Raw genomic sequence first — 23,566 nt, forward strand, 5'->3', positions numbered from 1 at the left:
GCGCAGAAGGCCCTCTGTGATGTCGAACAGGCCCAAACGGCACCCTCCATTCCGGTTCACCGACAGATAGGGGCTGCGCGGCGCCTTGGGTAGGGATTGATTTTGGCAGGCCCGCGGCCTAAGCCCCGCGCCATGCCCCGCTTTGCCCTGAAGATCGAGTATGACGGCGGCCCCTTCGCGGGCTGGCAGCGGCAGGCGGACCAGCCATCGGTGCAAGGCGCTGTCGAGTCGGCACTGGCGCGACTGGAACCCGGCCCCCACACGATCGCGGCCGCGGGACGCACGGATTCCGGTGTGCATGCCACCGGTCAGATCGCCCACTGCGACCTGACGCGTGACTGGGACCCCTTCCGCCTGTCAGAGGCTCTGAACTACCATCTGAAGCCGCATCCCGTCGCGATCCTAGACTGTGCGCGGGTCTGCGACGACTGGCATGCGCGGTTCACCGCGACAGGGCGACGCTATCTTTTTCGCCTGATCGCGCGGCGCGCGCCCCTGACGGTCGGGGCCGGCGCGCTGTGGCAGGTGAAGATGCCGCTTGATGTCACGGCCATGCAGGCCGGGGCGGATCACCTTCTGGGACGGCACGACTTCACCACGTTCCGCGCCGCGATGTGTCAGGCGGACAGCCCCGTGCGCACGCTTGATCGTCTGTGGATCGAGGAGGTGCCGACCCATAGCGGACAGCTGCTCCACATTCATGTCGAAGCCCGGTCGTTCCTCCACAATCAGGTCCGCAGCATCGTCGGCACGCTCGAACGGGTGGGCACCGGCGCATGGCAACCTCACGACGTGAAGACCGCGCTGGAGGCGCGCGACCGCGCGGCCTGTGGCCCGGTCAGCCCGCCGCACGGCCTCTATCTGGCGGCCGTCACCTATCCAGTCGATCCGTTTGCAGACAACTGACAGGCGCATCCGGGTGCGGCGCCTGCGTGAAACCTGCCACGTTTGCCGCCGATCTCTCGGGCCGCGGTTTGCGTTTGCTTCGCGCTAAGATACAACAAAAACGTGGTCGACGAGGGGCGGACAGGTGAAACTAAAGCAGATCAGTTGGACCGCAGTCCTGATGATGACGGCGGCCACCGCGGCGGTCGCGCAGGAAGTCACGATCGACGCGCCGGGTGCCGACGACGATCTGCTCGGTCTGTTGCAGGACGCGTCCCTGTCGCGCGGCATCGGTGACGAATCGGATCCGCAGCCACAGGACTACGTTGCCGCTGCCCGCGCCGACTATCGCCGGCTTCTGACGGCCCTCTATGCAGCCGGATATTACAGCGGCACCATCAGCATCAAGGTCAACGGGGCAGAGGCCGCGTCGATCGCGCCATTGGCGGCGCCGGACCGGATCGACAGCATCGCGATCACCGTCGTCCCCGGCCCGCTGTTCACTTTCGGCCGGGCCGAGGTCGCGCCGCTGGCCCCCGGCACCGAACTGCCCGACGGATTCGCCCCGGGCGAGGACGCCCGTGCCGACGTGATTCGGCAGGCTGCGTCAGCCGCGCGCACCACTTGGCGCGATCAGGGGTACGCAAAGGTCACCGTTGCTGACCAACAGATCGTGGCCCGGCACACAGAAGACCTGCTGGATGCCACGGTCGCCATCGCCCCCGGCCCACGACTGACCTTCGGTCCGCTGACCATCACCGGGAACGAAGCCGTCCGCACCAGCGCGATCAACAGGATCGCGGGACTGCCGACGGGAGAGATCTACAGCCCGGACGAGATGACCAAGGCCGCTCAGCGCCTGCGCGAAACCGGGGCCTTCGACAGCGTGTCCCTGACGGAGGCAGAGGAGATCGGCCCCGACAACACGCTGCCGATCACCGCCACCATTGCCGAAAGCAAGCCCCGCCGGATCGGTGCGGGTGTGGAGTATTCCACCGTGGAAGGCATCCGCCTGTCAGCCTATTGGATGCACCGCAACATCTTTGGTGGGGCCGAGAACCTGCGCTTTGACGCGGCCGTCGCGGGTCTGGGCGGCGGCACGGGGGGGATCGATTATTCGCTGGGCACCGCGCTGCGCATTCCTGCGATCTACGGCGCCGATACCGACCTGACAGCCACGGCCCAGATCAGCCGCGAGGACGAGCCGAATTACCTCGTCGACAAGTTCAACACCGAGGTGCTGGTCAACCGCCAGCTGACCGACGCGCTGGAGGTGCAGATCGGTGTCGGCCTGCTGACCGCAAAGGAAGTCACCGACCTCGGCACCCGAAACTATACTCTGCTGACCGCACCGTTGGCTGCCACCTACGACAAGCGCGACAGCGACACCAATGCCAAGAACGGCTATTACATCGACGTCGAGACGACGCCCTTCCTCGCCCTCGCGGGCGGATCGAGTGGCGCGCGCGGCTACCTCGACGGCCGCGTCTACTACAGCTTCGGCACCGACGACCGCTTTACCGTCGCCGCCCGGGGCCAGCTGGGCACCGTGATCGGCCCGGACGAGACCGACTCCCCCGCTGACTTCCTGTTCTACTCCGGCGGCAGTGGCACGGTCCGCGGTCAGGGCTACAAGTCACTGGGCGTCGACCGCACAGTAAACGGAGAGGTCGTGACGACCGGCGGCACGTCCTACGCCGGTGCCCAGCTCGAAGCGCGGGTCGGCATCACCAAGGCAATCAGCATCGTGGGGTTCTACGACTACGGCTATGTCGGCAGCAGCCCGACACCGCTGACCGATGGCGCTGATCAGGACGGCGTCGGCCTCGGCGTGCGCTACAACACCGCGATCGGGCCGATCCGTCTTGATGTCGGCACGCCGGCCAGCGGTGACGACCAGTTCAAATCTGTCGAAGTCTACATCGGAATCGGACAAGCGTTTTGAAACATTTTCTCCTTCTGCTGACTTTGCTGACCCTGCCCTTCGCCGCCGTGGCGCAGGACGACGAGGGTGAAGGCTATCTGACCCGCCTGATTCAGGACAACCTGTCCGGCGACGACCGGATCGTGGACATTCAGGGCTTTCAGGGGGCGCTGTCATCCCGCGCGACAGTGGACAGGATCACCGTGGCCGACAGCGAGGGCGTCTGGCTCGACCTGCAGAATGTCGTGCTCGACTGGAACCGCAGCGCCCTTCTGCGCGGTCGCATTGACGTAGAGGAGCTGACCGCGGAACTGGTCCGCGTCGAACGCGCGCCCGTGTCCAGCAACACCGCGCCGTCGCCCGAGGCGCAGCCGTTTTCCCTGCCGGAACTGCCCGTCGGCATCAACCTCGACACCCTGAACATCGCCCGGATCGAACTGGGCGAGAGCTTTCTCGGCGAACCCGTTGCCCTGAACCTGCAGGGCTCTGCCCAGCTTGCGAACGGCGAGGGATCGGCCAACGTCACGGCGAACCGACTTGACGGCAAGACCGGCGTGTTCGCGGTCGAAGGCAGCTACGACAACGGCACCAAGGTGCTGAGCCTGAACCTGAACGTCGAGGAAGGTCAGGACGGTATCGTTGCGCGCCTGATCAACCTGCCGGACCGCCCGTCGCTGAAGCTGACATTGAACGGAGAGGCGCCGATCAGCGAATTTGCCGCCAATCTTGCGCTGGCCACCGACGGTCAGGACCGGATCACCGGCGACTTTGCGGTGAACTCCACCACCGGGCAGACAGGTTTTGCCCTGAACATCGGCGGCGACCTGACGCCCTTGCTGGCTGACGACTACGACGCCTTCTTCGGGTCAGACGTGTCGCTGGTCGCAGCGGGCAACGTCGGTGCCAATGGCGGCTTTGCCCTGACAACGCTGGATCTGACGGCACAAAGCCTGCGGCTCAACGGCCGTGTGAATGTCGGTCCGAACGGCTGGCCGGAACTGATCGACCTGACCGGCACCGTGGCCGACGCGTCGGGAGAGCCGGTGCTGCTGCCCATCGGCGGGCCGAAGACCTACGTCGACAACGTCGACCTCGCGATCAAGTACGACCAATCGGTCAGCACGGACTGGACCGCGAACTTTGACATCAGCAACTTCGACCGCCCCGGCCTCGGGATCGCAGAGATCACCCTGCAGGGCGGTGGCATCATCGAGAACGGCAACGGCCCGGCAGAGGGGCGGCTGACCGCCGACCTCGACTATGCGGCGACGGGACTGCAACTGGACGACGCCGGCGCGGCACAGGCCTTCGGCGACACGCTGAACGGCAATATCGTCGTGACCCGGGTCGAGGGGCAGCCGACCGACATCTCGACCCTGACCCTGAACGGTCCGGGAATCGAGGTCGCGGCCAACGCCACGGTGCAGGGCCCCGCCGACGGCTTCCGCACGCAGGCCGACGTGACCTTCGATGCAGAAGCGCTGGGGCGCTTCTCGACCCTTGCCGGGCGGAACCTCGGGGGATCGGCGCAGGCCGATGTGACCGCGACCGTAACGCCGCTGGACGGCCTGTTCGACATCCTGCTGAATGCCACGACGCAGGATCTGGCTGTCGACGTGCCGCAGCTTGACCCGGTTCTGGCGGGAACCGGTACCGTGTCCGTCCGCGCCGTGCGCGACACCAGCGGCACCCGGATCGAGGATCTGACCGTCAATACGCCTGAAGCGGCGGTCACTGCCGATGCAAATATCACCAGCGGGCTGAGCACTGGCAACTTCGACATCTCTGTCCAGAACGTCGGGCTGATCGCGCCGGGTCTGACCGGCCCCGCCCGCGTTACCGGCAATGCTGATCGCAACGAGGCGGGCAACATTACTTTCGAAGTCAATGGCACCGGTCCTGCCACGACCTTTGACGCCAGCGGCACGGTCACGCCATCCGAAGAAGGTCAGACGATCAACGCCAAGATCGACGCCACCGCCGACGACCTTTCGCGGTTCAGCGAGATTGCGCAGCGCGACCTTGCCGGTGCCGTCGATCTGACCGTCAACGCCGTGATGCTGTCGGACATGACCCGCTATACCGCCGAATTCAGCGGCAACACGCAGGATCTGCAGACGGGAACCCCCCAGATCGATCCCCTGCTGGCGGGCCCCGGCACACTCGCGGGCGAGGTCGGCTACATCGGGGACAACCGGTATATCATCAAGGGTCTGGACGTACAGACGCCGGAACTGTCGCTGACCGCCGATGCGGACGGCGGCCTGACCGGCCCGCTAAGCGCCGACGCCAACCTGCGGATCGCCGACATCGGCCTGATCGCGGATGGCCTGACGGGCCCACTGACCATCGCCCTGAACGCCGACCGTGACGACGCTGGTGTCACCGACGCAACCTTGGCCGCCAAGGGTCCCGGCACCGATATCAGCGCCGACGTGCAGGTCGCCGCACCCGTGGACAACTATCGCATCAGCGGCACGATCGACGCCGCCGTGGCTGACCTTGCACCCTATGCGGCACTCGCGGGGCAGGACATAGCGGGCGGCATCGACATGACCGTGGACGGCACCCTGCTGCCGGACCTGAGCCTTTTCGACGTCACCCTCCTCGGCACGACCGATGATCTGGCCGTGGGCATTCCGCAGGTTGACGCGCTGCTGGCCGGGTCCGGCCGGATCAGCGGCGGCGTGGCGCGGACCGGGCCGGACACCTTCGCGCTGAACAGTCTTGACGTCGCGACACCGCAGCTGACCGTTCAGGGCAGCGCCAATGGTGGCATGACCGGCCCACTGGCGGCCGACATCAAGGCGCAGTTGAACGATGCGGGGGCACTGGCGCAGGGCCTGAACGGCCCGCTGGCCATCGACCTGACCGCCAGCCGCAACGATGCCGGCACCGCGCAGGTTGACCTCAGGGCGAACGGCAGCGGCACCGATGTGACGCTCGACGCGCAGGTCGCCCCGCAAGAGGACGACTATCGCGTCACCGGCACGCTGGACGCTGCCATCTCGGACCTGTCGCAATTCAGGGCCTTGGCCGGTCAGCCGATATCCGGCGGTCTGAACCTGCAGGCCGACGGCACGCTGCTGCCGGACCTCAGCCAGCTTGACGCGCGAGTGAACGCGACGACGAGCAACCTTGCCGTCGGCAATCCGCAGGTCGATCAGCTGCTGCGCGGTCAGGGGACGATTGCGCTGGACGCCGCCAAGTCCGGACAGGACATCACGGTCCGCAGCTTCGACGTGCAATTTCCGCAGGTCAGCGCTTCCGGCAACCTCAACGCTGCCGGAGGCGGTGCCGCCAACGGCACGATCAACGCCCGTCTGGCGGACGTCGGCCTGTTCACCGATGCCCTCTCTGGTCCCGTTACCGCGCAGGGTCAGGTCGGCCGCACTGCGGCGGGCGGCTATACGCTGGACATCGACGCCACCGGACCGGGCGGCATCGCCGCCACCGCGCGCGGAGAGATCGCCGGCAACGGGAACCTGAACATCGACGTGACCGGCAATGCGCCGCTCGGCTTTGCCAACCCATTCCTTGAACCAAGGCGGCTGGACGGCATCGCGAACTTCAACATCTCGGCCAACGGCCCCCCTGCCCTGTCGTCGATCAGTGGCCGCGTCACCACCACCGGTGCGCGTCTGTCCGATCCGACGCTGTCGCAGGCCCTGACCGATATCAACGCGACCGTCGCGCTGAACGGCGGGCAGGCACAGGTCGACCTGACCGGCAATGTGCAAAGCGGGGGCGGCATCGCCCTCTCTGGCCCCGTGACCCTGTCGGCCCCCTTCAACGGCGACCTGACGCTGAACGTGAACGCCGTCGAACTGCGCGACCCCAACCTCTACGAGACTGTCGTGAACGGGACTGTTACCGTGAATGGCCCGCTTGCCGGAGGCGCACGGATCGCCGGACGCCTCGCACTTGGAGAGACCAATATCCAGGTCCCCTCCTCCGGCACCGGTGCGCTAGGGGAACTGCCCGCCGTCACACACCTGAACCCCAGCCCGGCGGTCCGGCTGACGCTCGACCGGGCGGATGTTGCGGTGAATGCCTCCTCTGCCCCGGCCAAGGCCGCCGCAAGCGGGGGGCCCGTCTATCCCCTCGATCTGCGGATCGACGCACCGAACCGCATCTTCATCCGCGGGCGCGGTCTGGACGCCGAACTCGGCGGCACGCTTCAACTGGGGGGCACCACGGCGAATATCGTGCCCGTTGGCCAGTTCGACCTGCAGCGCGGCCGGATCAGCATCCTGCAGCAGCGCTTCGACCTGACCGAAGGCTCCGCCTCTCTGCAGGGTGATTTCATTCCCTACATCCGTCTGGTCGCCACGACGCAGGCGGACACAGGCACCGTCATCAACATCATCGTCGAAGGCCCCGCCAACGATCCGGAGGTGACGTTCCAGTCCACCCCCGACCTGCCGCAGGACGAAGTCCTGTCGCAGCTGATCTTCGGACGTGACATCTCGGAAATCAGCCCGCTGCAGGCGATCCAGCTGGCGGCTGCGGTGGGTGAACTTGCGGGACGCGGCGGCGGCGGATTGATCGACAACTTCCGTTCCGGCATCGGCCTCGACGATTTCGACGTGACGACGGACGAAAACGGCAATGCAGCCGTGCGGGCTGGCAAATACCTGACCGACAACCTCTATACCGACGTCACCATCGGCAGCGACGGCACGACAGAGATCAATCTGAACCTCGACATCACCGACGAGATCACCGCCAAGGGCACCGCCGGAGCCGACGGTGACACCAGCATCGGCGTCTTCTTCGAGCGGGACTACTGATCCAACCGGCCCCGCCCTTCGCGGCGGGGCTGCACAGGCCTTGTGCGCCGGCAAGGCTGGACAGGCCTTCACAGGCGCACCACCTGTAGAGCACACCCAGATTGAAAGACCTCATATGACCGATCTTGCGCTCGAGACCCGCGACGGCCTGCCCGATGCCCTGCGCGTGTTGCTGGAGGCCTATCCCCGTCAGGGCTGGACGCAGGACCCCGGATTCGACGGGCTGATCCGCTTCTGGCTGGACCGCCACCTGATGTTCCGGCGCCTGCTGGCAGAGATGCAGACCGGCACCGAAGGCCTGCTGGATCGCAAGACCGATCCCCGCGCCTTTGCCGGGCAGGTGTCGCGCTATGGCGGCATGTTCGTGAATGGTCTGCACGAACACCACACGATCGAGGACACCTACTATTTCCCGAAGCTGCAGACCAAGGATGACCGGGTCGCGCGCGGCTTCGATATCCTCGACGCGGATCACCATGCCCTCGACGGGCACCTTGCGGCTTTCGTGGACAGCGCAAACGGCGTTCTGTCGCGGCTCGACGACCGCAATGTGCTGCAGGACAACGCGGCGACGTTCAAGGCCGCGTTGGGGGATATGGAACGGCTACTGAACCGCCACCTTACTGACGAGGAAGACCTTGTCGTGCCAGTCATCCTGAAGTTCGGCAGCAGCGATCTGGGCGGCTGAGCGGCGCAGGATTTCAGTTGATTTGTCATCCGTTCGCGCGTCAGGATCGATCATTGAGAAGGAGGTTCCGATGACAGATCCGATCACGATCTGGACCTACGACTGGGTGCCGAACGGGCCGCGCGGATTCGTGCGCGACATGCGCCTGCGATGGGCATTGGAAGAGGCTGGCCTGCCCTACCGCATCGCCACCGTGCCGATCACGGACCGGGGGCCAGAGCATCTGGCCCGGCAACCCTTCGCACAGGTGCCATTCATCGACGATGGTGGCGTATGCCTGTTCGAAAGCGGCGCCTGCCTGCTGCACATCGCAGAGAAGACCGACAGCCTGATGCCTCCGGGCGCACAGGACCGGGCCGACGTGCTGCAATGGCTCTTCGCGGCACTGAACTCCGTCGAACTCGTCACCGTGCCGTGGTGGTTCATCAGCCTGTCGAAGCCCGAGACGAACCCGCTTGCGGACTGGATGGGCAAGCGCCTCGATCTTCTGGAGGCGGCGATGGCCGGACGCGAATGGGTGGCGGCCGGGCGGTTTACCATTGCCGACATCGCACTGGCCGACGTCCTGCGCGTGAAGGCGATCCGCGAGGCGCTTGATACCCGGCCGGCCCTGCGGGCTTACGTCGACCGGGCATGTGACCGCCCCGCGTTCCGGAAGGCGCTGGACGACCAGATGGCACATTTCGCAAAAGCCGATGCGGATCGCGACGCCGGCTGACACCCCCCGGCTGCCCCGCCGTCACCGGCGGGGCCCGACTTTCATCCCTTGTTCATGCGGTTGGCGATCAGATCGTCCACGACCTCCGGTTCGGCAAGGGTCGAGGTATCGCCCAGCGAGCCGTAGTCGTTCTCGGCGATCTTGCGCAGGATGCGGCGCATGATCTTGCCGGACCGCGTCTTTGGTAGACCGGGCGCGAACTGGATCAGGTCGGGCTTGGCGATCGGCCCGATTTCAGACCGAACCCAGGTCTCGAGATCCTTGCGCAGGGCGTCCGTCGGCTCTTCACCCTGCATCAGGGACACATAGGCATAGATGCCCTGCCCCTTGATCTCGTGCGGGTAGCCGACGACCGCCGCCTCGCTGACGGCCTTGTGGGCGACCAGCGCGCTTTCGACCTCTGCCGTGCCCATGCGATGGCCCGACACGTTGATGACGTCGTCGACGCGCCCCGTGATCCAGTAGTAGCCATCTGCGTCGCGGCGGCAGCCGTCGCCCGAGAAGAACAGGTTTTCGTACTGGCTGAAGTAGGTCATCTCGAACCGCTCGTGATCGCCCCAGATGGTACGCATCTGGCTGGGCCAACTATCGGCGATGGCAAGCACGCCCTCGGCCTCGGTCGTGGTGATCTCCTTGCCCGTTTCGGGCTCCAGCACCACTGGCTTGATCCCGAAGAACGGCAGGGTGGCCGATCCCGGCTTCGTCGGCGTGGCGCCCGGCAGCGGTGTCAGCAGATGGCCACCGGTTTCCGTCTGCCACCAGGTGTCGACGATGGGGACTTTGCCCTTTCCGACGACCTCGTTGTACCAGTTCCACGCTTCGGGGTTGATCGGCTCGCCCACTGTGCCCAAAACCTTCAGCGACGACAGGTCGTACTTCTCGACAAACGCGTTGCCCTTGCCCATCAGCGCGCGGATCGCGGTCGGCGCGGTGTAGAACTGGTTGACCTTGTGCTCCTCGCAGACTTGCCAGAAGCGGCCGGCGTCCGGGTAGGTCGGCACCCCTTCGAACATCAGCGTCGTCGCTCCGTTCGCCAATGGGCCGTAGACGATATAGCTATGGCCAGTCACCCAACCGACATCGGCGGTGCACCAGAACACGTCGCCGTCGTGATAATCGAAAGTGTACTGATGGGTCATCGCCGCATAGACAAGGTAGCCCCCAGTCGTATGCACGACACCCTTCGGCTGACCGGTGGAGCCGGAGGTGTAGAGGATAAAGAGCGGATCCTCCGCGTTCATCTCCTCCGGCGGACAGTCGTTGCCGACCGTGTCCTCCATCTCGTGCAGCCAGTGGTCACGGCCCTCCTGCATCGCGATATCGCCCCCGGTGCGCTTGACGACCAGCATCTTCGTGTCAGTGGTGATCTTGTCGAAGGCCTTGTCCGCATTGTCCTTCAGCGGGGTGTTGCGCCCGCCGCGCGGCGCCTCGTCCGCGGTGATGACGACCTTCGCCTCCGACCCGTTCACGCGAGCGGCCAGCGCGTCGGGGCTGAAGCCCGCGAAGACGACCGAGTGAATTGCCCCGATCCGCGCACAGGCCAGCATCGCGTAGGCGGCCTGCGGGATCATCGGCAGGTAGATCACGACGCGGTCACCCTTGCCCACGCCGAGGTCCTTCAGGACGTTGGCCATTTTCGAGACATGGGCATGCAATTGGCGATAGGTGATATGCTGCGCCTCGGCCTTGGGATCATCCGGTTCCCAGATGATCGCGGTCTGGTCGGCGCGATCCGCGAGATGACGGTCGATGCAGTTGGCGGCGACGTTCAGCGTGCCGTCCTCGAACCATCTGATGTCGATGTTGCCGGGCGCAAAGCTGGTATTCTTGACCTTGGTATAGGGCGTCATCCAGTCCAGACGCTTGCCTTCCTCGCCCCAGAAGCCGTCGGGATCGCTGACCGAGTGTGCATACATCCGGTCGTATGTGGCCTTGTCCGCATGGGCGCCTGCCGCCATGTCGGCCTGCGGCGGAAATGTCTTGTCGGTCATCGAGGGTTCCTCCTGCTTGGCATCCGCGGCAGTGCGATCCGCCGCAACGACAGCCCTGACGGCCGTCGCCTCCTCCCGACATGCATGATGCTGATCCTGACTGGAATGCCAAGGTGCCGTTGGATCGCCGCGGCCGCGGCTGTCAACATCTTGAAAACGTATCAACGCGCGGCTGTCAAATCATGGACGCCGTTTCCCCGCCGGTCGTGTGTCGCTATAGCGGCCACATGAAAGCAATCGTCATCCTTGGCGCCGCGGTCTGGGCCGAAGGCCCTTCACCGACGCTGCGCCGGCGCGCCCGTCACGGCGCGCGGCTGTGGCACGCCGGTGAAGGGCAGATCATCGTGGCGTGCGGCGGCATGGGCCGCCACCCGCCGACCGAAGCGGAAGCCATCGCGCAGATCCTGATGGAAGAGGGCATACCGACGGACGCGATCCTGCAAGAGGATCGCTCGACCACGACGCTGGAAAACATCCGGTTCGCTCTGCCCCTGCTGCGCCGTCATCACGTCGACCAGATCGTCATCGTCACCGACGCGACCCATGGCCCCCGCGCGCTGCGCGTGGCCCGCCATTTCCGCCTGAAGGCCCGCTGCAGTGCACCGTCCCTGCGCGGCAGCCATAAACGCAGCGTGCTGCGGCAGGCCCTTCGCGAACTCGGGGCCTATCCGCTCTATGCGATCCGATTGATGGGTCAAAGCCGCGATGACTAAACCTTGCCCCTTGCGGTTAACCAGAAATTAAGCGTGATGAACGAATCCTGAGCTTCTGTCAGCCAGGGTTAGTCATGCGCCTGTTCGCCATCTTCACGTTGTTCTTCATCTCGGTAAGTGCTGTGCACGCCGGCGCATGGCCCCGCGACAAGGGCGACCTTTTCATCGCGGCCGGGGGCAACTTCCTGTTGTCGAACGGCGCCGAATTGCCCGTACACTACGATCCGACAGTATATGCAGAATACGGCCTGACCGACAGGATCACGCTGGGCCTGGATTTCTATACCGCCGACAAGGGTCGCATCGCATCGGGCTTCACCTTCGTCAGCGTGCCGGTCGGATCGTTGAAACTCAAGAACCGCGCGTCCGTCTCGGTCGGCTACGGCTACCGCCTGAACCCCGACACCTCGACCGAGGGGCTGATGCGCCTCGGCCTGTCGGTGGGTCGTGCATTGGACAAGGGCTGGCTGGCCGCCGATGCCTCCGCCACCATCGGACTGCAGGACACGACATGGCGGCCCAAGGCCGATTTTACATGGGGTCACGGCTGGTCGAACCGATGGACGTCGACGATCCAGTTGCAGACGGGACAGGGCTATTACAACGACGACTACGCCAAGGTCAGTCCGACGATAATTTTCTCCCTGAATGAAAGGTTCAAGATCAATCTTGGCGCAGTCAAGGCGCTGACCGGTGACGGCGGCAGCGCCCTGAAGCTCGAAACCTGGCTGAGGTTCTGACCCCGCAGAACCGGGTCGCGATCCCTCGGGCCGGCAGTTCAGACAGGATTGTCCATGCGCGCGATGTAACGGATCGTGCCCTTCAGCGCCTGATCGAAGACGAACCGTATGCTGCGCTGGTCGCCGCCATAGTTCTTGTCGGCCCAGGGAATCTGGTTGACGGTCTGGTTCGACGCCGTCTGCAGCGGCCCGTCGGCCAAGACCGACTCGACGAAGCGGGCCCGCCCCAGAAACGGCAACTGCGGCGCGGTACGTGCAACCCACTGGTTCGACGCCGTGGCCTGCGTATGCGTCAGGTAGGCAGGATTGAACACCTCGTCGGTCACGCCGTTATAGCAGTTGCCGGAAAACGTAACCTGCCGCATCCGCCCGTAGTCCAGATCGGCAAAGGTGGTATCGACGGCCTCGACCCGATTGATATTGCCGTTGAACGTGCGAAAGACGTTGCCCATCACGCCCAGCCCGTGCAGGAAGTGACCCGGCCCGTAGGGTTTGATGACGATGAAGTTGAACCCCGGACTGACGTTGATGCAGACGAAATGGTTTCCGGTGATCGTCAGTCCGCCGAAGGAATAGCCTGTGGTGAACGCGGGGTTCGCCTCCGACTCGTTGGTCCATTCGACAAAGCAGTTGTCGATGTAATTGCCGGTGATCGCCGCGCGGCAATTCGACTGCGTAAAGACGACGCCGCCGCGCCGCAGGCCGTCGTTTTCCGTATCGCCATGGAACCAGTGGTTGCCCACGATGGTGCTGCCGCCACCGGCGATGACACCGAAGTGCTTGAACAGAACGACCCGGTTCTCGCGCACCTTCACGTCGTTGGCGTTGGAATTGAAGGCGATGGTCGTGCGATCCTGCACCCGCAGCGACGCCTCGTTCGACACGAATTGGCAACGATCGATCATCATGCCCTGACAGCCGTTCCCGGGGCTGGAGATGCCGCGATCCTTCGGCTTGGTGAAGAAGCAATCGCGCACGTGGAACGTCAGGCCCGCCGGGGCCAGCAGGATGCCACTGGCATTGCCGTCGCCCTGAAACTCGACGTCGTCGATGACGAACTGCGACAGGCTGTCGTAACCCGAGAAATCCAGCAGATACCTGAACCGCCGAAAGGTGAAGGTCTGTGTGCCGGCCGCATCGTAAAGCCCGCCGCTGATTTGCAAGGTTCGCGCCCCAATGTTCCGAGAGGTGACGTAGACCTCGCGCCCGACGCCGGACCCCACCACCAGCGATCCGACGGGGATATTGGCGACGTTGACCACGTTGCTCAGCGTGCGGTCACTGGACGGGCTGTAGGTCACCTGAGAGGTCACGTCCGTGGTCGCCCAATCCCCGCTGCCGGCCGCGCGGAACTGGCCGTTGCGGATGACGCGCCGTGTCGCGAATGTGGTGCGGCTCGGATCGCAGGCCTGCATGTCGACCGGCCCGGTCAGATTGATGATACGGCCGTTCAGGTCGAGCGATCCATGGTCTGAAAAGTTCAGAAGCGCTTGATAGGCCTTGCGGAACGCCAGTTCTTCGTCCTTGAATGCATCCACATAGGTCCGGTAGTTGAAATCCTTCTGCAGGATGAAGCGTTTGTCGGCGGGCTGCGTGACGCGTCCCTCGAACCGGATGCGGTTCTGGATCGTGACGTCCTGTGCCAGACGGTAGACCCCCTCCGACACAAGGATCTCTCGCCCGTTCGCCGCCGCATCGGCCGCCTCGAAGGCGTCCGAATCATCGGCGGCATTGTCACCCTTGGCGCCATAGTCGCGCACGTCCACCATCGCGATCAGGTCGCGAAGGAAGGCAACGGTGTAATCCTCGATCACGATGTCGTCGATCCGCACCAGCCCGCCGCTGGGCCCCGTCAGGTCGATCCCGAAATGCCCGAAATCGGCATTGGTCCAGACAAGGTCGACCCCTGTCCTGTCGCCCGTCCCGACGATCGCACTGACTTCGACGACATCCCCGTAGGTCGTCAGCGCGGTTGCCGGGCCGACACTCGTCGGTACGGTCGCGGCACCACCGCCATTGCGCCCCGCATAGCCAGCGATGCGCACGCTCGGCAGCGGTCCCGCGACTGCCTTGACCCGCGCGGTGATCCGCAGATAGCAGCCCGGCAGGATCGGGGTTTCGCCCATGTAGCGGACCTTCTGCACCGTGCTGGTTTTCTGCACCTCGAGGCAGCCCCCGAAATCCTGATCGGCTGCCACGAAGACACCGGTGCCGCTGGTCGCATAGGTATCGCTGCCGGGTGTGCCGTCGCCACTGGACCAGACGCCAAGCCCCGCCGCGAACGGCAGCGGCTGAAACACGATGCCGTCGGTAATTGCCTTGTTCATCCCAGATCCCCTTGTCGATGGGATGGCGCGGCGGTTCGGACATGACGTCGCCCCACGGCATCCCGTTGCACGCTGCCCGGCGACAGGGCCGGTCATCGCGATCGGGGGATAATCAGGCGGGGTGAACCGGGTCTGACGGCACCGTGACGCAGACGCCCCGCGTCACGCAACGGGGATCAGGTACCGACGTCGGGCGGCGGCAGCAGAAAGACACCGTCGATCTTCCAGCCGTCGGAGGTCTTGATCATGGCATATTCCAGCAGGTGCAGCTTGCCGTTGGTATCCTGCACCATCACCTGCTGGAATGTCACGGCATCGGACTGGCGCGTCGCGACGAAGCGGGTCGCCGAATTGTCCCAGACCATCGGATAAGCCCGGTTGACCATCGTGCCAAAGTTCTGCGGCGTGCCGAAAAGGCTGCGGATCATCGGACTCGCGAATTGCCAGGCCAGATCGATGTCCCTCGCGTTGAAGGCACCCAGTTGCCGGCCGATCACCTCTTGCATCGACAGCGACGACAAGTCGGCATCCGCGGCAGGGGAACCGGTGGCCCCGTCCGCTGGCGCGGCGGGATTTGGCGCGACCGGCCCGTCGGGTGCCGAAGGCGTCGTCAATTCTTGTGCGGCAGCAGCCGATGCAAGACCCGCGACCAACGTGACCGTCATCCAGAACCGCATGTCTCGCCCCCTGCGCACATCCCAATCAAGGGAAGATACGCAGGTCGTAAGCAAAAGGTTTCACGATCAGCCCTGCTGCAAATCCCCACGCAGTGCCGCTTCGATCAGGGCGATTGTTTCATCTACACCGTAAAGTGCGATGAAACCGCCGAACCGCGGCCCTTGCGAAGCCCCCAGCAGCACTTCGTACAGTGCCGTGAACCAGTCGCGCAACGGCTCGAACCCGTGCGCCTTTCCGACGGCGAACACCTCGGACTGCAAGGCCTCTGCGTCCAGACCGCCTTCCCAGACCCGCAACCGCGCCGCCAGATCCTCCAGCGCGGCACGTTCCATGTCGGTGGGAGTCCGGAACACCTTCTCCGGCTTCACGAAGTCATTGTAATAGCGCACCGCAAAGCCCGCCGCCTGATCCATCTGCGGATTGGCCGCGGGGGACGCCTCGGGTGCATAGCGCTGGATGAACCCCCACAGCTTGTCCTTGCTTTCCGCGCTGGAAACGGAGGCGAGGTTCAGCAGCATTGCGAAGGGTACGACCATGTCCGACTGCGGAACGTCATGCCCGTGGATGTGGAATACGGGGTTGTTCAGTCGCCCGGCATCGTCCTGCGTCGCGTAGGCCCGCAATTGCTGATGATATTCATCAACCGCCTTGGGAATCACGTCGAAATGCATCCGCTTGGCCGTCTTCGGCTTCAGATACATAAAATACGACAGGCTCTCCGTCGCGGCATAGGTCAGCCATTCATCGATGGTCAGCCCGTTGCCAGAGGTCTTGGAAATCTTGTGACCCTCTGCGTCGAGGAACAGCTCGTAGGTGAAATGCTCCGGCGGTCGACCACCCAGCACGCGGCAGATGCCGTCATAGATCGGGGTGTTCGTGGCGTGATCCTTGCCATACATCTCGAAATCGACGCCCAGCGCCGCCCAGCGCGCGCCAAAGTCGGGCTTCCACTGCAGCTTGCAGTTGCCCCCGGTGACGCTGATCGTATGCTCCGTCCCGTCTTCATCGTCGAAGGTGATCATACCGTCCTTCGTGACGGACTTCATCGGCACGTAAAGCACCCGCCCCGTCGTCGGGCTGATCGGCAGAAAGCACGAATAGGTCGCCCGCCGCTCGTCGCGCAGGGACTTGAGCATGATCTCCATGATCTCGTCGTACTTCGCGCAGGCGCGCAGCAGGATCGCATCCATCTTGCCGCTGCGATAATACTCCGTGGCGCTGGCAAATTCGTATTCGAAGCCGAAGGTATCGAGGAAATTGTTCAGTCGCGCGTTCATATGCGCGCCAAAGCTGCCGTGCGTGCCGAAGGGATCGGGCACCGCCGTCAAGGGGCGCTGCATATAGGGCTCCAACGCAGCCGGATCGGGCACATTGCCCGGGATCTTGCGCATCCCGTCCATGTCGTCGGAAAAGCAAAGCAGCTTCGTCGGGATATCGCTGATGATTTCGAAGGCACGTCGGATCATCGTCGTGCGCCCGACCTCGCCGAAGGTGCCGATATGCGGCAGGCCACTCGGCCCGTATCCGGTCTCGAACAGAACGTAGCCCTTTTCGGGGTCTTTCTTCTCGTAACGTTTGAGCACGCGGCGCGCCTCTTCGAACGGCCAGGCCTTCGATGTCATCGCAGCATCGCGCAATGTGCTCATGGTTTCACTCGCTTCATGGTCCGGAACCCCCGTGGCTCCGTGTCGCGCATCCCTATTGCGACAGCGCGGGGCCGTCAATAAATGGGTCTCGACTGACATGCCGGAAGGACCATGACGATGGTATCGGATTCCATGACCGCACAGGACGCGCTCGCAGCCCTGATGATTGCCGTATCGGCCTCGGACGAGAACATCCGCACGTCCGAACTGATCAAGATCAATTCGGCCATCAACAACCTGCCGGTCTTCTCGAACTACGACTCAGACCGGCTGCCGCGCATCACGCGCATGGTCTTCGACCTGCTGGATCAGGAAGACGGACTGGAGGCGTTGTTCGGCCTGATCCGCGACACCCTGCCCGAGCGTCTGTTCGAGACCGCCTACGCGCTGTCCTGCGATGTCGCGGCTGCCGATGGCAAGATCGGAGAGACCGAGGGCCGCATGCTGGAAGAGATCCGCGACGAATTGGAACTCGACCGCCTGCACGCCGCCGCCATCGAACGGGGCGCACGCGCCCGGCACATGACGATCTGACGGCTGACCGTCCTCAGCCGCCGATGCGGCCCAGAACGGCCCAGCGTTGCAGAAGGTCCTGCTGAAGCCCCTTGGCCCGGCCGTTGAAACCCGCAGCCCCCGCAGGCTGTTCGTCCAGTGATGACAGCGACGCTTGCCGCGCGGCCACATCGTGGGCAAAGATGGCAAAGGTCAATGTCCGCCCCTTGTCGGTCTCCAGATATCCTGCCAATGCCGAGACGAAGTTCAACGTGCCTGTCTTGGCCCGCACCTGCCCCGGAAAATCACGGATCGCCCGGCGTTGATCATCCAGCATCACAATCGATTTCATCAACGGACGCAGCTGCGCCTCCACACCGGGCGCGTTCAGGAACGCCACCTCGTCACGGGCGGAGACCCGGTTTTCATCGGTCAGGCCCGAATGGTCCTCCAGGTGGATATCGATCCCTGCGCGTCCCGTGTACCACTCTGCCATCCCCATGGCAGAGGCCTGCATATCAAGTGCCCTTCCGACCCGTTTCGCCGTCGCCGTCATGCCGACCGCCTCGGCGGTGATGTTGGTCGAATAAAGCAGCATGTCGCGCAGCATGTCTTGCAGGGGCTGGCTTTCGAACCGCGCGAGTTCCGTCGCTGCGGGCAGCGTGTCGACCAGCTTCATCGCCGGCAGGGTGACGCCCGCATCGCGTGCCAGGATCTGGAACACCTCGCCGGCATAAAGCGCGGGAAACCGCACCGGCAGCCACCTTGACCCAGCCTTGCCCAAGGCGCTGCGTGCGACGGTCCAGTCGTCGACACCCTGCCCTTCTGAATAGGTATAGACGGGTCCGGCACGGTCCACGACCGCCATCCGCGCCGTTCTGACCGCGGGGCGGCGCGTCTCGCTGCGCGCATCAAGCGTGACGGTATAATCCGTACCAGCCCGCGACCATTCGAAATAGACGCGGTTGAAGTTCAGGTTCAGACCGCCCAGCGAGGGATTGTATCCCAGTTGGTCAAGCTGACCCGGCTCGATTTCCTTCACGCCCGGAAGGGCATTGCCCCAGACCAGAAAATCGCCGTCGATACCGGTTACGCCGACATCGGCCAGACGCTGCGCAAGTGTCGCCAGCTCGTCGGTGACGAGGTTCGGATCACCGCCGCCGGCAAGGATCAGATCGCCTTTCACGACGCCGTCCGTCACCGGCCCCGTCGCCAGAACGCGGGTGGCAAAGCGGTAGTCGGCGCCAAGCACTTCCAGAGCATAAAGCGCCGTCAGCGTCTTTGTGACGCTGGCCGGTGGGCGGCCTTCTTGGCCATCTACCTGTTCTAGCGTCTCTCCGGTCTCATGATCGCTGATGACGAAACCCACCTTGCCCTCGAGTCCGGCGGCGCGGATCAGATCGACAGCGTTTTTGCGCGCGACGGGACGGACGCCGGTGGGCACCTCCGGTGCCGCGGGCGCCGCGACAGGCCGCAGGACGGGCCGCTGCGTGGTCTGGGGCGCGGCGAACGCCATGCCTGCAACAAGGGAAATCCCGCCGGACAGAAGCGCGCGGCGTGTCAGAAGTGTCTTCGGTTCAGTCATTCACCATCCCTACCGTGCGGTCCACCGGCCTGACAATCTTCGCACGATCACGCTTGCGCCATGCCCCCCGCGCCCGGATATCGCTCGATGACATGTCGTTCAGGGGCAGATCGACGAAGCACCAGGCGGGCGCCTCCTGCCGTCCCAGCGCCCGACTGGCAGAGGCGGGCAAACGCGCAGACTTGTAAATGCGTGCCGCCCGGCTGACGCGCGCAGGAAGCCGATCGCCGGGGCGGGCCAGAATCCCGACGGGCACATTGTCCATGATCCACCGCCAGTCATTCCATCGATGGAATTGCACCAAATTATCCGCCCCCATCAGCCAGACGAACCGCACGCCGGGATACCTGTCCTGCAGGGCCTGCAGGGTCTGCGCCGTGATGCGTGTCCCCAGCCGCGCCTCGATATCCGTGATGGCGACACGCGGGTGCCGCATCACGGCCGCGGCCTGCGCCATGCGCGCGTCTAGTGGGGCGGGACCGGTCGCTTTCAGCGGATTGCCGGGGCTAACCAGCCACCAGACCCGGTCCAGCCCAAAGCGGCGCAGCGCTGCGCGGGTGATGTGGACGTGTCCCGTATGCGCCGGATCGAACGATCCACCCAGCAGGCCGATCACCTGTCCCCGTGTTGCCGCGGGCCACCCCTGCATGCCGCTCCTCCGTCCGTTCGCAGCAAAAGCGCCCAGCGCGGTCGCCGTGTAAAGTCCAAAATGCCCGGAAGGCTGCATTGCGACGGCCATTTCCGAACCCTGGGGCGTCGCCTATGGCCCCGCACTCGTCACGATTCGGTCTGTCACCGCCCTGCGGTCCGCCCGTCTCCGATTGCCCCCGTGTCCGCTGCCCGATAAGGAAGAGAAAACCCATTCCAGCGGAGCATGACCATGGCCAGCTATCAGTTCGTCTATTTCATGGACGGTGTGTCCAAGACCTACCCCGGCGGCAAGAAGGTCTTTGAAAACATCCGCCTGAACTTCCTGCCCGGCGTCAAGATCGGCGTCGTCGGCGTGAACGGCACCGGTAAATCCACCCTGATGCGCATCATGGCCGGTCAGGACAAGGATTTTGCCGGAGAAGCCTGGGCCGCCGAAGGCGCCCGTGTCGGTTACCTGCCGCAGGAACCGGAACTCGACCCGTCGCTGACGGTCCGCGAAAACGTCATGCTGGGTGTCGCCGACAAGAAGGCGGTGCTGGACCGCTACAACGAAGTCGCGATGAACTACAGCGAAGAGACGGCGGACGAGATGGCCCGCCTGCAGGACGAGATCGACGCCCAGAACCTCTGGGACCTCGACGCGCAGATCGACGTCAGTATGGAGGCGCTGCGCTGCCCCCCCGACGACGCTGACGTCAGCACGCTTTCGGGCGGCGAGAAGCGCCGCGTCGCCCTTTGCAAGCTTCTGCTCGAAGCGCCCGACATGCTGCTGCTGGACGAACCGACCAACCACCTCGACGCCGAGACGATCGCCTGGCTGCAGCAGCACCTGATCGACTACAAAGGTACGATTCTGATCGTCACCCACGACCGCTACTTCCTCGACGCCATCACCGGCTGGATCCTCGAACTCGACCGCGGGTCGGGCATTCCGCACGAGGGCAACTACTCCTCCTGGCTGGAGGCGAAGGCCAAACGGCTGGAGAAGGAAGCGAAAGAGGACAAGTCCAAACAGCGCACGCTGGAGCGCGAACTGGAATGGATGCGTCAGGGCGCCAAGGCCCGCCAAGCCAAGTCCAAGGCGCGGATCAGCGCCTACAACGACCTCGCCAACCAGTCCGAACGGGAAAAGATGGGCCGCGCCCAGATCATCATTCCCAACGGCCCGCGTCTTGGGTCCAAGGTGATCGAGGTCACGGACCTCAAGAAGGCCATGGGCGACAAGCTGCTGGTGGAAAACCTGTCGTTCGACCTGCCCCCGGGCGGTATCGTCGGCGTGATCGGGCCGAACGGTGCCGGCAAGTCGACCCTCTTTTCCATGCTGACCGGTCAGGCCCAGCCTGACGAAGGCAGCGTCGAATACGGAGACACGGTCAAACTGTCCTACGTCGATCAGTCCCGCGACGCCCTGTCCCCCGACGCGACGGTCTGGGAAGAGATCACCGGCGGCGCCGAGATCATCGAACTGGGCGACGCCTCGATGAACAGTCGCGCCTATTGCTCCGCTTTCAACTTCAAGGGCGGCGATCAACAGAAGAAGGTCGGCCTTTTGTCGGGCGGCGAACGCAATCGCGTCCACATGGCCAAGCTGCTGAAATCCGGCGGCAATGTCCTTCTCCTCGACGAACCGACCAACGACCTCGACGTCGAGACTCTGCGTGCGCTCGAGGACGCGCTGACCTCTTTCGCCGGTTGCGCCGTGGTCATCAGCCACGACCGCTTCTTCCTCGACCGGATCTGCACGCACATTCTGGCGTTCGAAGGCGACGCTCACGTCGAATGGTTCCAGGGCAATTTCGAGGATTACGAAGAAGACAAGAAACGCCGTCTTGGCGCCGACGCGCTGGAACCCAAACGCCTGAAGCACAAGAAATTCGTTCGCTGATCCGACACGCTTTTAAGAGCCCTCAAAGCCTCCGCACAGCGGGGGCTTTTTACATCATGTCGGCAAGAAAATGTCACTTTTAGATGATGTAAAGCAACAAACGCGATAGCCCCTTTCTTTCGCCGCGTTTCCATCCGATACTAAAATTAGTTTAGGGGGAGCATATCATGGCTATCAGCATCCTTGGCGCATTGATCGGTCTGGCCGCGGCAATCGCGTCCGTTTTTGTAAATGGCATTTCTGTCTTCGAAAGCTGCGCGATCTACCTCGTCATGTCCCTCACTACCGTTGCCATGTGTGCCATATCGGCAAGCTGGCCCGTTGCCGCGGAACCTCGTACCTGAAGGCAAAAAATCGACGGGCGGCACGCGCCCTTGCTTTTGCCACGCGTTTGGGCTAGACAACTCGGGCAGACGTTATCCATCTCGACCCACTGTGTTCCTTTCCAGGCTACAGCGCTCGACATTGCACTGACTAAGCCGGGCCACCGCAATCTCGTGGGTGGCAAGACTAAAAGGAATAACACGATGGCTACTGGCACCGTGAAATGGTTCAACGCAACCAAAGGCTTCGGCTTTATCGCTCCCGATGGTGGCTCCAAGGACGTCTTCGTCCACATCTCTGCTGTCGAGCGTTCGGGCCTGACCGGTCTGGCCGACAACCAGAAAGTCACCTTCGACATCGAATCCGGCCGTGACGGTCGCGAATCCGCTGTGAACCTGTCGTTGGCATAAGCCGCGATCTGCAATATCTGGGTGCGCGGAATCGCGCATCCTCCCATCGCCGTGTCGGCAACAACTGACCGATCCGTCTGGCGAGACGACTCTTATCCAAAATTGTGTTGATTTTATCGCCGCGTCGAGGATAATCCTTAACGCTACGTTAACTTTATCGACGACGGTCCCGACGGCCCGGTGCCTCGATCTTGCACTGACGAGCCGATCCGCTGCATTCCGCGAGCGGTGAAAATGGGAGAAGACCGATGCCAACCGGCACCGTAAAATGGTTCAACACGACCAAGGGCTTTGGATTTATCGCGCCCGACGGCGGCACCAAGGACGTTTTTGTCCATATTTCCGCCGTTGAGCGTTCTGGCCTGACCGGCCTGGCCGATAACCAGAAGGTTAAGTTCGATATCGAAGCTGGCCGCGACGGCCGCGAATCGGCCGTGAACCTGTCGCTGGCCTAATCGGCCGGCAACGCATTCACGAAGTCCAGAACAGCTGGCCCCATGGCCGCGACAATCAGCTTCACCCCTTCCGCGTTGGGGTGGACGCCATCTGCCTGCAGGTAGCTTTGCAAGTTCTGACCGCGCAGCCCCTCGAACCAGTCGGGGTAGACAGGCACGTCGTATTTGGCTCCAAGATCGCCATACATGCCGTTGAATGCAGTTGCGTAGTCCGCGCCATAGTTCGTGCCTGCCCGCAGCCCGATCAGCATTGCCGGCACGTCGGCCGCTTCTGTCTTGCCAAGTATCTTGTCCAGATTATCACGGCTGACCTTCGGATCAAGGCCGCGCAGATAATCGTTGCCCCCCAGCGCCACCAGCATGCCATCGACATCCGGGGTCAGCGTCCAGCCGACCCGTGACAGGCCGCCGGCGGTGGTGTCGCCCGACACCCCGGCGTTCAGCAGGTTGACCTCTGCCCCATGGGCATCAAGCCACGCCTGCATCTGCGGCACGAAGCCGTCGGGCTGGTCCAGCCCGTATCCCGCCGTCAGGCTGTCGCCCAGCGCCGCGACGGTCACGGGTGCGGCAAAGGTCGCCGTGGCAAAAAGGCTCAGGATCAACCCGTTGCGGACCGAGCGCACTGCACCATATGCAAGGGAGAACAAAGAAAAGGTCCGCC

The 23,566-nt window shown here is 64.0% G+C and carries 19 protein-coding genes; 12 read left to right on the forward strand and 7 right to left on the reverse strand.

Going from position 1 to position 23,566, the window contains the following annotated elements:
* Window positions 1–132 precede the first annotated feature (132 nt).
* From truA to BUA54_RS07410, 5 genes are all read left to right on the forward strand, one after another.
* On the forward strand, window positions 133–906 hold the full coding sequence (truA, locus tag BUA54_RS07390; RefSeq protein WP_072856578.1) for a tRNA pseudouridine(38-40) synthase TruA: 774 nt from the start codon (window positions 133–135) through the stop codon (window positions 904–906).
* A 124-nt stretch (window positions 907–1,030) separates the two neighbouring features.
* Window positions 1,031–2,830 (forward strand): autotransporter assembly complex protein TamA, encoded by a 1,800-nt coding sequence (locus tag BUA54_RS07395; RefSeq protein ID WP_342742692.1) that lies wholly within the window; start codon window positions 1,031–1,033, stop codon window positions 2,828–2,830.
* Entirely contained in the window at window positions 2,827–7,602 is a 4,776-nt protein-coding gene (locus tag BUA54_RS07400; protein ID WP_072856580.1) for a translocation/assembly module TamB domain-containing protein, read from the forward strand. Before BUA54_RS07395 ends, BUA54_RS07400 begins: the two co-directional genes overlap by 4 nt.
* A gap of 115 nt (window positions 7,603–7,717) precedes the next feature.
* Window positions 7,718–8,290, forward strand: a complete 573-nt coding sequence (locus tag BUA54_RS07405) for a hemerythrin domain-containing protein (protein WP_072856581.1) — start codon at window positions 7,718–7,720, stop codon at window positions 8,288–8,290.
* A gap of 70 nt (window positions 8,291–8,360) precedes the next feature.
* Complete coding sequence (locus BUA54_RS07410) at window positions 8,361–9,008, forward strand: glutathione S-transferase family protein (protein WP_072856582.1); 648 nt, start codon at window positions 8,361–8,363, stop codon at window positions 9,006–9,008.
* Between the two features lie 41 nt (window positions 9,009–9,049).
* Here BUA54_RS07410 and acs read toward each other — a convergent pair whose 3' ends face one another.
* Complete coding sequence (gene acs / locus BUA54_RS07415; RefSeq protein WP_072856583.1) at window positions 9,050–10,999, reverse strand: acetate--CoA ligase; 1,950 nt, start codon at window positions 10,997–10,999, stop codon at window positions 9,050–9,052.
* Between the two features lie 227 nt (window positions 11,000–11,226).
* Here acs and BUA54_RS07420 point away from each other — a divergent pair, with 227 nt between their 5' ends.
* Both BUA54_RS07420 and BUA54_RS07425 read left to right on the forward strand, forming a co-directional pair.
* Window positions 11,227–11,712 carry a YdcF family protein gene (locus BUA54_RS07420; protein WP_072856584.1) on the forward strand — a complete coding sequence of 162 codons (486 nt, stop codon included), beginning with the start codon at window positions 11,227–11,229 and terminating at the stop codon, window positions 11,710–11,712.
* A gap of 74 nt (window positions 11,713–11,786) precedes the next feature.
* On the forward strand, window positions 11,787–12,452 hold the full coding sequence (locus tag BUA54_RS07425) for a hypothetical protein (RefSeq protein WP_072856585.1): 666 nt from the start codon (window positions 11,787–11,789) through the stop codon (window positions 12,450–12,452).
* A gap of 38 nt (window positions 12,453–12,490) precedes the next feature.
* Here the strand turns inward: BUA54_RS07425 and BUA54_RS07430 are convergent, their stop codons facing one another.
* The 3 genes from BUA54_RS07430 to BUA54_RS07440 all read right to left on the reverse strand — a co-directional run bounded on the left by BUA54_RS07430 (window position 12,491) and on the right by BUA54_RS07440 (window position 17,103).
* Window positions 12,491–14,779, reverse strand: coding sequence for a glycosyl hydrolase family 28-related protein (locus BUA54_RS07430; protein WP_072856586.1), 2,289 nt, complete (start codon window positions 14,777–14,779; stop codon window positions 12,491–12,493).
* Window positions 14,780–14,955: 176 nt separating this feature from the next.
* Window positions 14,956–15,456 carry a DUF4864 domain-containing protein gene (locus BUA54_RS07435; RefSeq protein WP_143155367.1) on the reverse strand — a complete coding sequence of 167 codons (501 nt, stop codon included), beginning with the start codon at window positions 15,454–15,456 and terminating at the stop codon, window positions 14,956–14,958.
* Window positions 15,457–15,522: 66 nt separating this feature from the next.
* Window positions 15,523–17,103, reverse strand: coding sequence for a lysine--tRNA ligase (locus tag BUA54_RS07440; protein WP_072856587.1), 1,581 nt, complete (start codon window positions 17,101–17,103; stop codon window positions 15,523–15,525).
* 117 nt (window positions 17,104–17,220) lie between these two features.
* On the opposite strand from BUA54_RS07440, the gene BUA54_RS07445 reads away from it, so the two are divergent.
* On the forward strand, window positions 17,221–17,637 hold the full coding sequence (locus tag BUA54_RS07445; RefSeq protein ID WP_072856588.1) for a tellurite resistance TerB family protein: 417 nt from the start codon (window positions 17,221–17,223) through the stop codon (window positions 17,635–17,637).
* 13 nt (window positions 17,638–17,650) lie between these two features.
* Here BUA54_RS07445 and dacB read toward each other — a convergent pair whose 3' ends face one another.
* Both dacB and BUA54_RS07455 read right to left on the reverse strand, forming a co-directional pair.
* A complete protein-coding gene (gene dacB / locus BUA54_RS07450; RefSeq protein ID WP_072856589.1) occupies window positions 17,651–19,180 on the reverse strand; it encodes a D-alanyl-D-alanine carboxypeptidase/D-alanyl-D-alanine endopeptidase in 1,530 nt (509 codons plus the stop codon).
* The gene (locus BUA54_RS07455; protein WP_084114196.1) at window positions 19,173–19,829 is read right to left on the reverse strand and encodes a nicotinate-nucleotide adenylyltransferase; all 657 of its coding nucleotides are present in this window, start codon (window positions 19,827–19,829) and stop codon (window positions 19,173–19,175) included. Before BUA54_RS07455 ends, dacB begins: the two co-directional genes overlap by 8 nt.
* 231 nt (window positions 19,830–20,060) lie before the next feature.
* On the opposite strand from BUA54_RS07455, the gene ettA reads away from it, so the two are divergent.
* From ettA to BUA54_RS07470, 4 genes are all read left to right on the forward strand, one after another.
* Window positions 20,061–21,716, forward strand: coding sequence for an energy-dependent translational throttle protein EttA (gene ettA, locus BUA54_RS07460; protein WP_072856686.1), 1,656 nt, complete (start codon window positions 20,061–20,063; stop codon window positions 21,714–21,716).
* 167 nt (window positions 21,717–21,883) lie between these two features.
* Window positions 21,884–22,060 (forward strand): hypothetical protein, encoded by a 177-nt coding sequence (locus tag BUA54_RS21200; protein ID WP_178352720.1) that lies wholly within the window; start codon window positions 21,884–21,886, stop codon window positions 22,058–22,060.
* Window positions 22,061–22,243: 183 nt separating this feature from the next.
* Entirely contained in the window at window positions 22,244–22,450 is a 207-nt protein-coding gene (locus BUA54_RS07465) for a cold-shock protein (protein WP_072856590.1), read from the forward strand.
* A 248-nt stretch (window positions 22,451–22,698) separates the two neighbouring features.
* Entirely contained in the window at window positions 22,699–22,905 is a 207-nt protein-coding gene (locus BUA54_RS07470; RefSeq protein ID WP_072856591.1) for a cold-shock protein, read from the forward strand.
* Here the strand turns inward: BUA54_RS07470 and BUA54_RS07475 are convergent.
* Window positions 22,902–23,552, reverse strand: a complete 651-nt coding sequence (locus BUA54_RS07475) for an arylesterase (RefSeq protein ID WP_245810592.1) — start codon at window positions 23,550–23,552, stop codon at window positions 22,902–22,904. The two genes, BUA54_RS07470 and BUA54_RS07475, sit on opposite strands and share 4 nt — an antisense overlap.
* Window positions 23,553–23,566 lie beyond the last annotated feature (14 nt).

The sequence above is a fragment of the Loktanella atrilutea genome, from assembly GCF_900128995.1.
Classification (GTDB): Bacteria; Pseudomonadota; Alphaproteobacteria; order Rhodobacterales; family Rhodobacteraceae; genus Loktanella; species Loktanella atrilutea.

Coding starts and splice junctions, on each gene's coding strand:
- BUA54_RS07465 (WP_072856590.1), top strand. CDS start 22,244: ATGGCTACTGGCACCGTGAAATGGTTCAACGCAACCAAAGGCTTCGGC.
- BUA54_RS07410 (WP_072856582.1), top strand. CDS start 8,361: ATGACAGATCCGATCACGATCTGGACCTACGACTGGGTGCCGAACGGG.
- truA (WP_072856578.1), top strand. CDS start 133: ATGCCCCGCTTTGCCCTGAAGATCGAGTATGACGGCGGCCCCTTCGCG.
- dacB (WP_072856589.1), bottom strand. CDS start 19,180: ATGACTGAACCGAAGACACTTCTGACACGCCGCGCGCTTCTGTCCGGC.
- BUA54_RS07445 (WP_072856588.1), top strand. CDS start 17,221: ATGGTATCGGATTCCATGACCGCACAGGACGCGCTCGCAGCCCTGATG.
- BUA54_RS07430 (WP_072856586.1), bottom strand. CDS start 14,779: ATGAACAAGGCAATTACCGACGGCATCGTGTTTCAGCCGCTGCCGTTC.
- BUA54_RS07470 (WP_072856591.1), top strand. CDS start 22,699: ATGCCAACCGGCACCGTAAAATGGTTCAACACGACCAAGGGCTTTGGA.
- BUA54_RS07455 (WP_084114196.1), bottom strand. CDS start 19,829: ATGCAGGGGTGGCCCGCGGCAACACGGGGACAGGTGATCGGCCTGCTG.
- ettA (WP_072856686.1), top strand. CDS start 20,061: ATGGCCAGCTATCAGTTCGTCTATTTCATGGACGGTGTGTCCAAGACC.
- BUA54_RS07425 (WP_072856585.1), top strand. CDS start 11,787: ATGCGCCTGTTCGCCATCTTCACGTTGTTCTTCATCTCGGTAAGTGCT.
- BUA54_RS07405 (WP_072856581.1), top strand. CDS start 7,718: ATGACCGATCTTGCGCTCGAGACCCGCGACGGCCTGCCCGATGCCCTG.
- acs (WP_072856583.1), bottom strand. CDS start 10,999: ATGACCGACAAGACATTTCCGCCGCAGGCCGACATGGCGGCAGGCGCC.
- BUA54_RS07440 (WP_072856587.1), bottom strand. CDS start 17,103: ATGAGCACATTGCGCGATGCTGCGATGACATCGAAGGCCTGGCCGTTC.
- BUA54_RS21200 (WP_178352720.1), top strand. CDS start 21,884: ATGGCTATCAGCATCCTTGGCGCATTGATCGGTCTGGCCGCGGCAATC.
- BUA54_RS07435 (WP_143155367.1), bottom strand. CDS start 15,456: ATGCGGTTCTGGATGACGGTCACGTTGGTCGCGGGTCTTGCATCGGCT.
- BUA54_RS07420 (WP_072856584.1), top strand. CDS start 11,227: ATGAAAGCAATCGTCATCCTTGGCGCCGCGGTCTGGGCCGAAGGCCCT.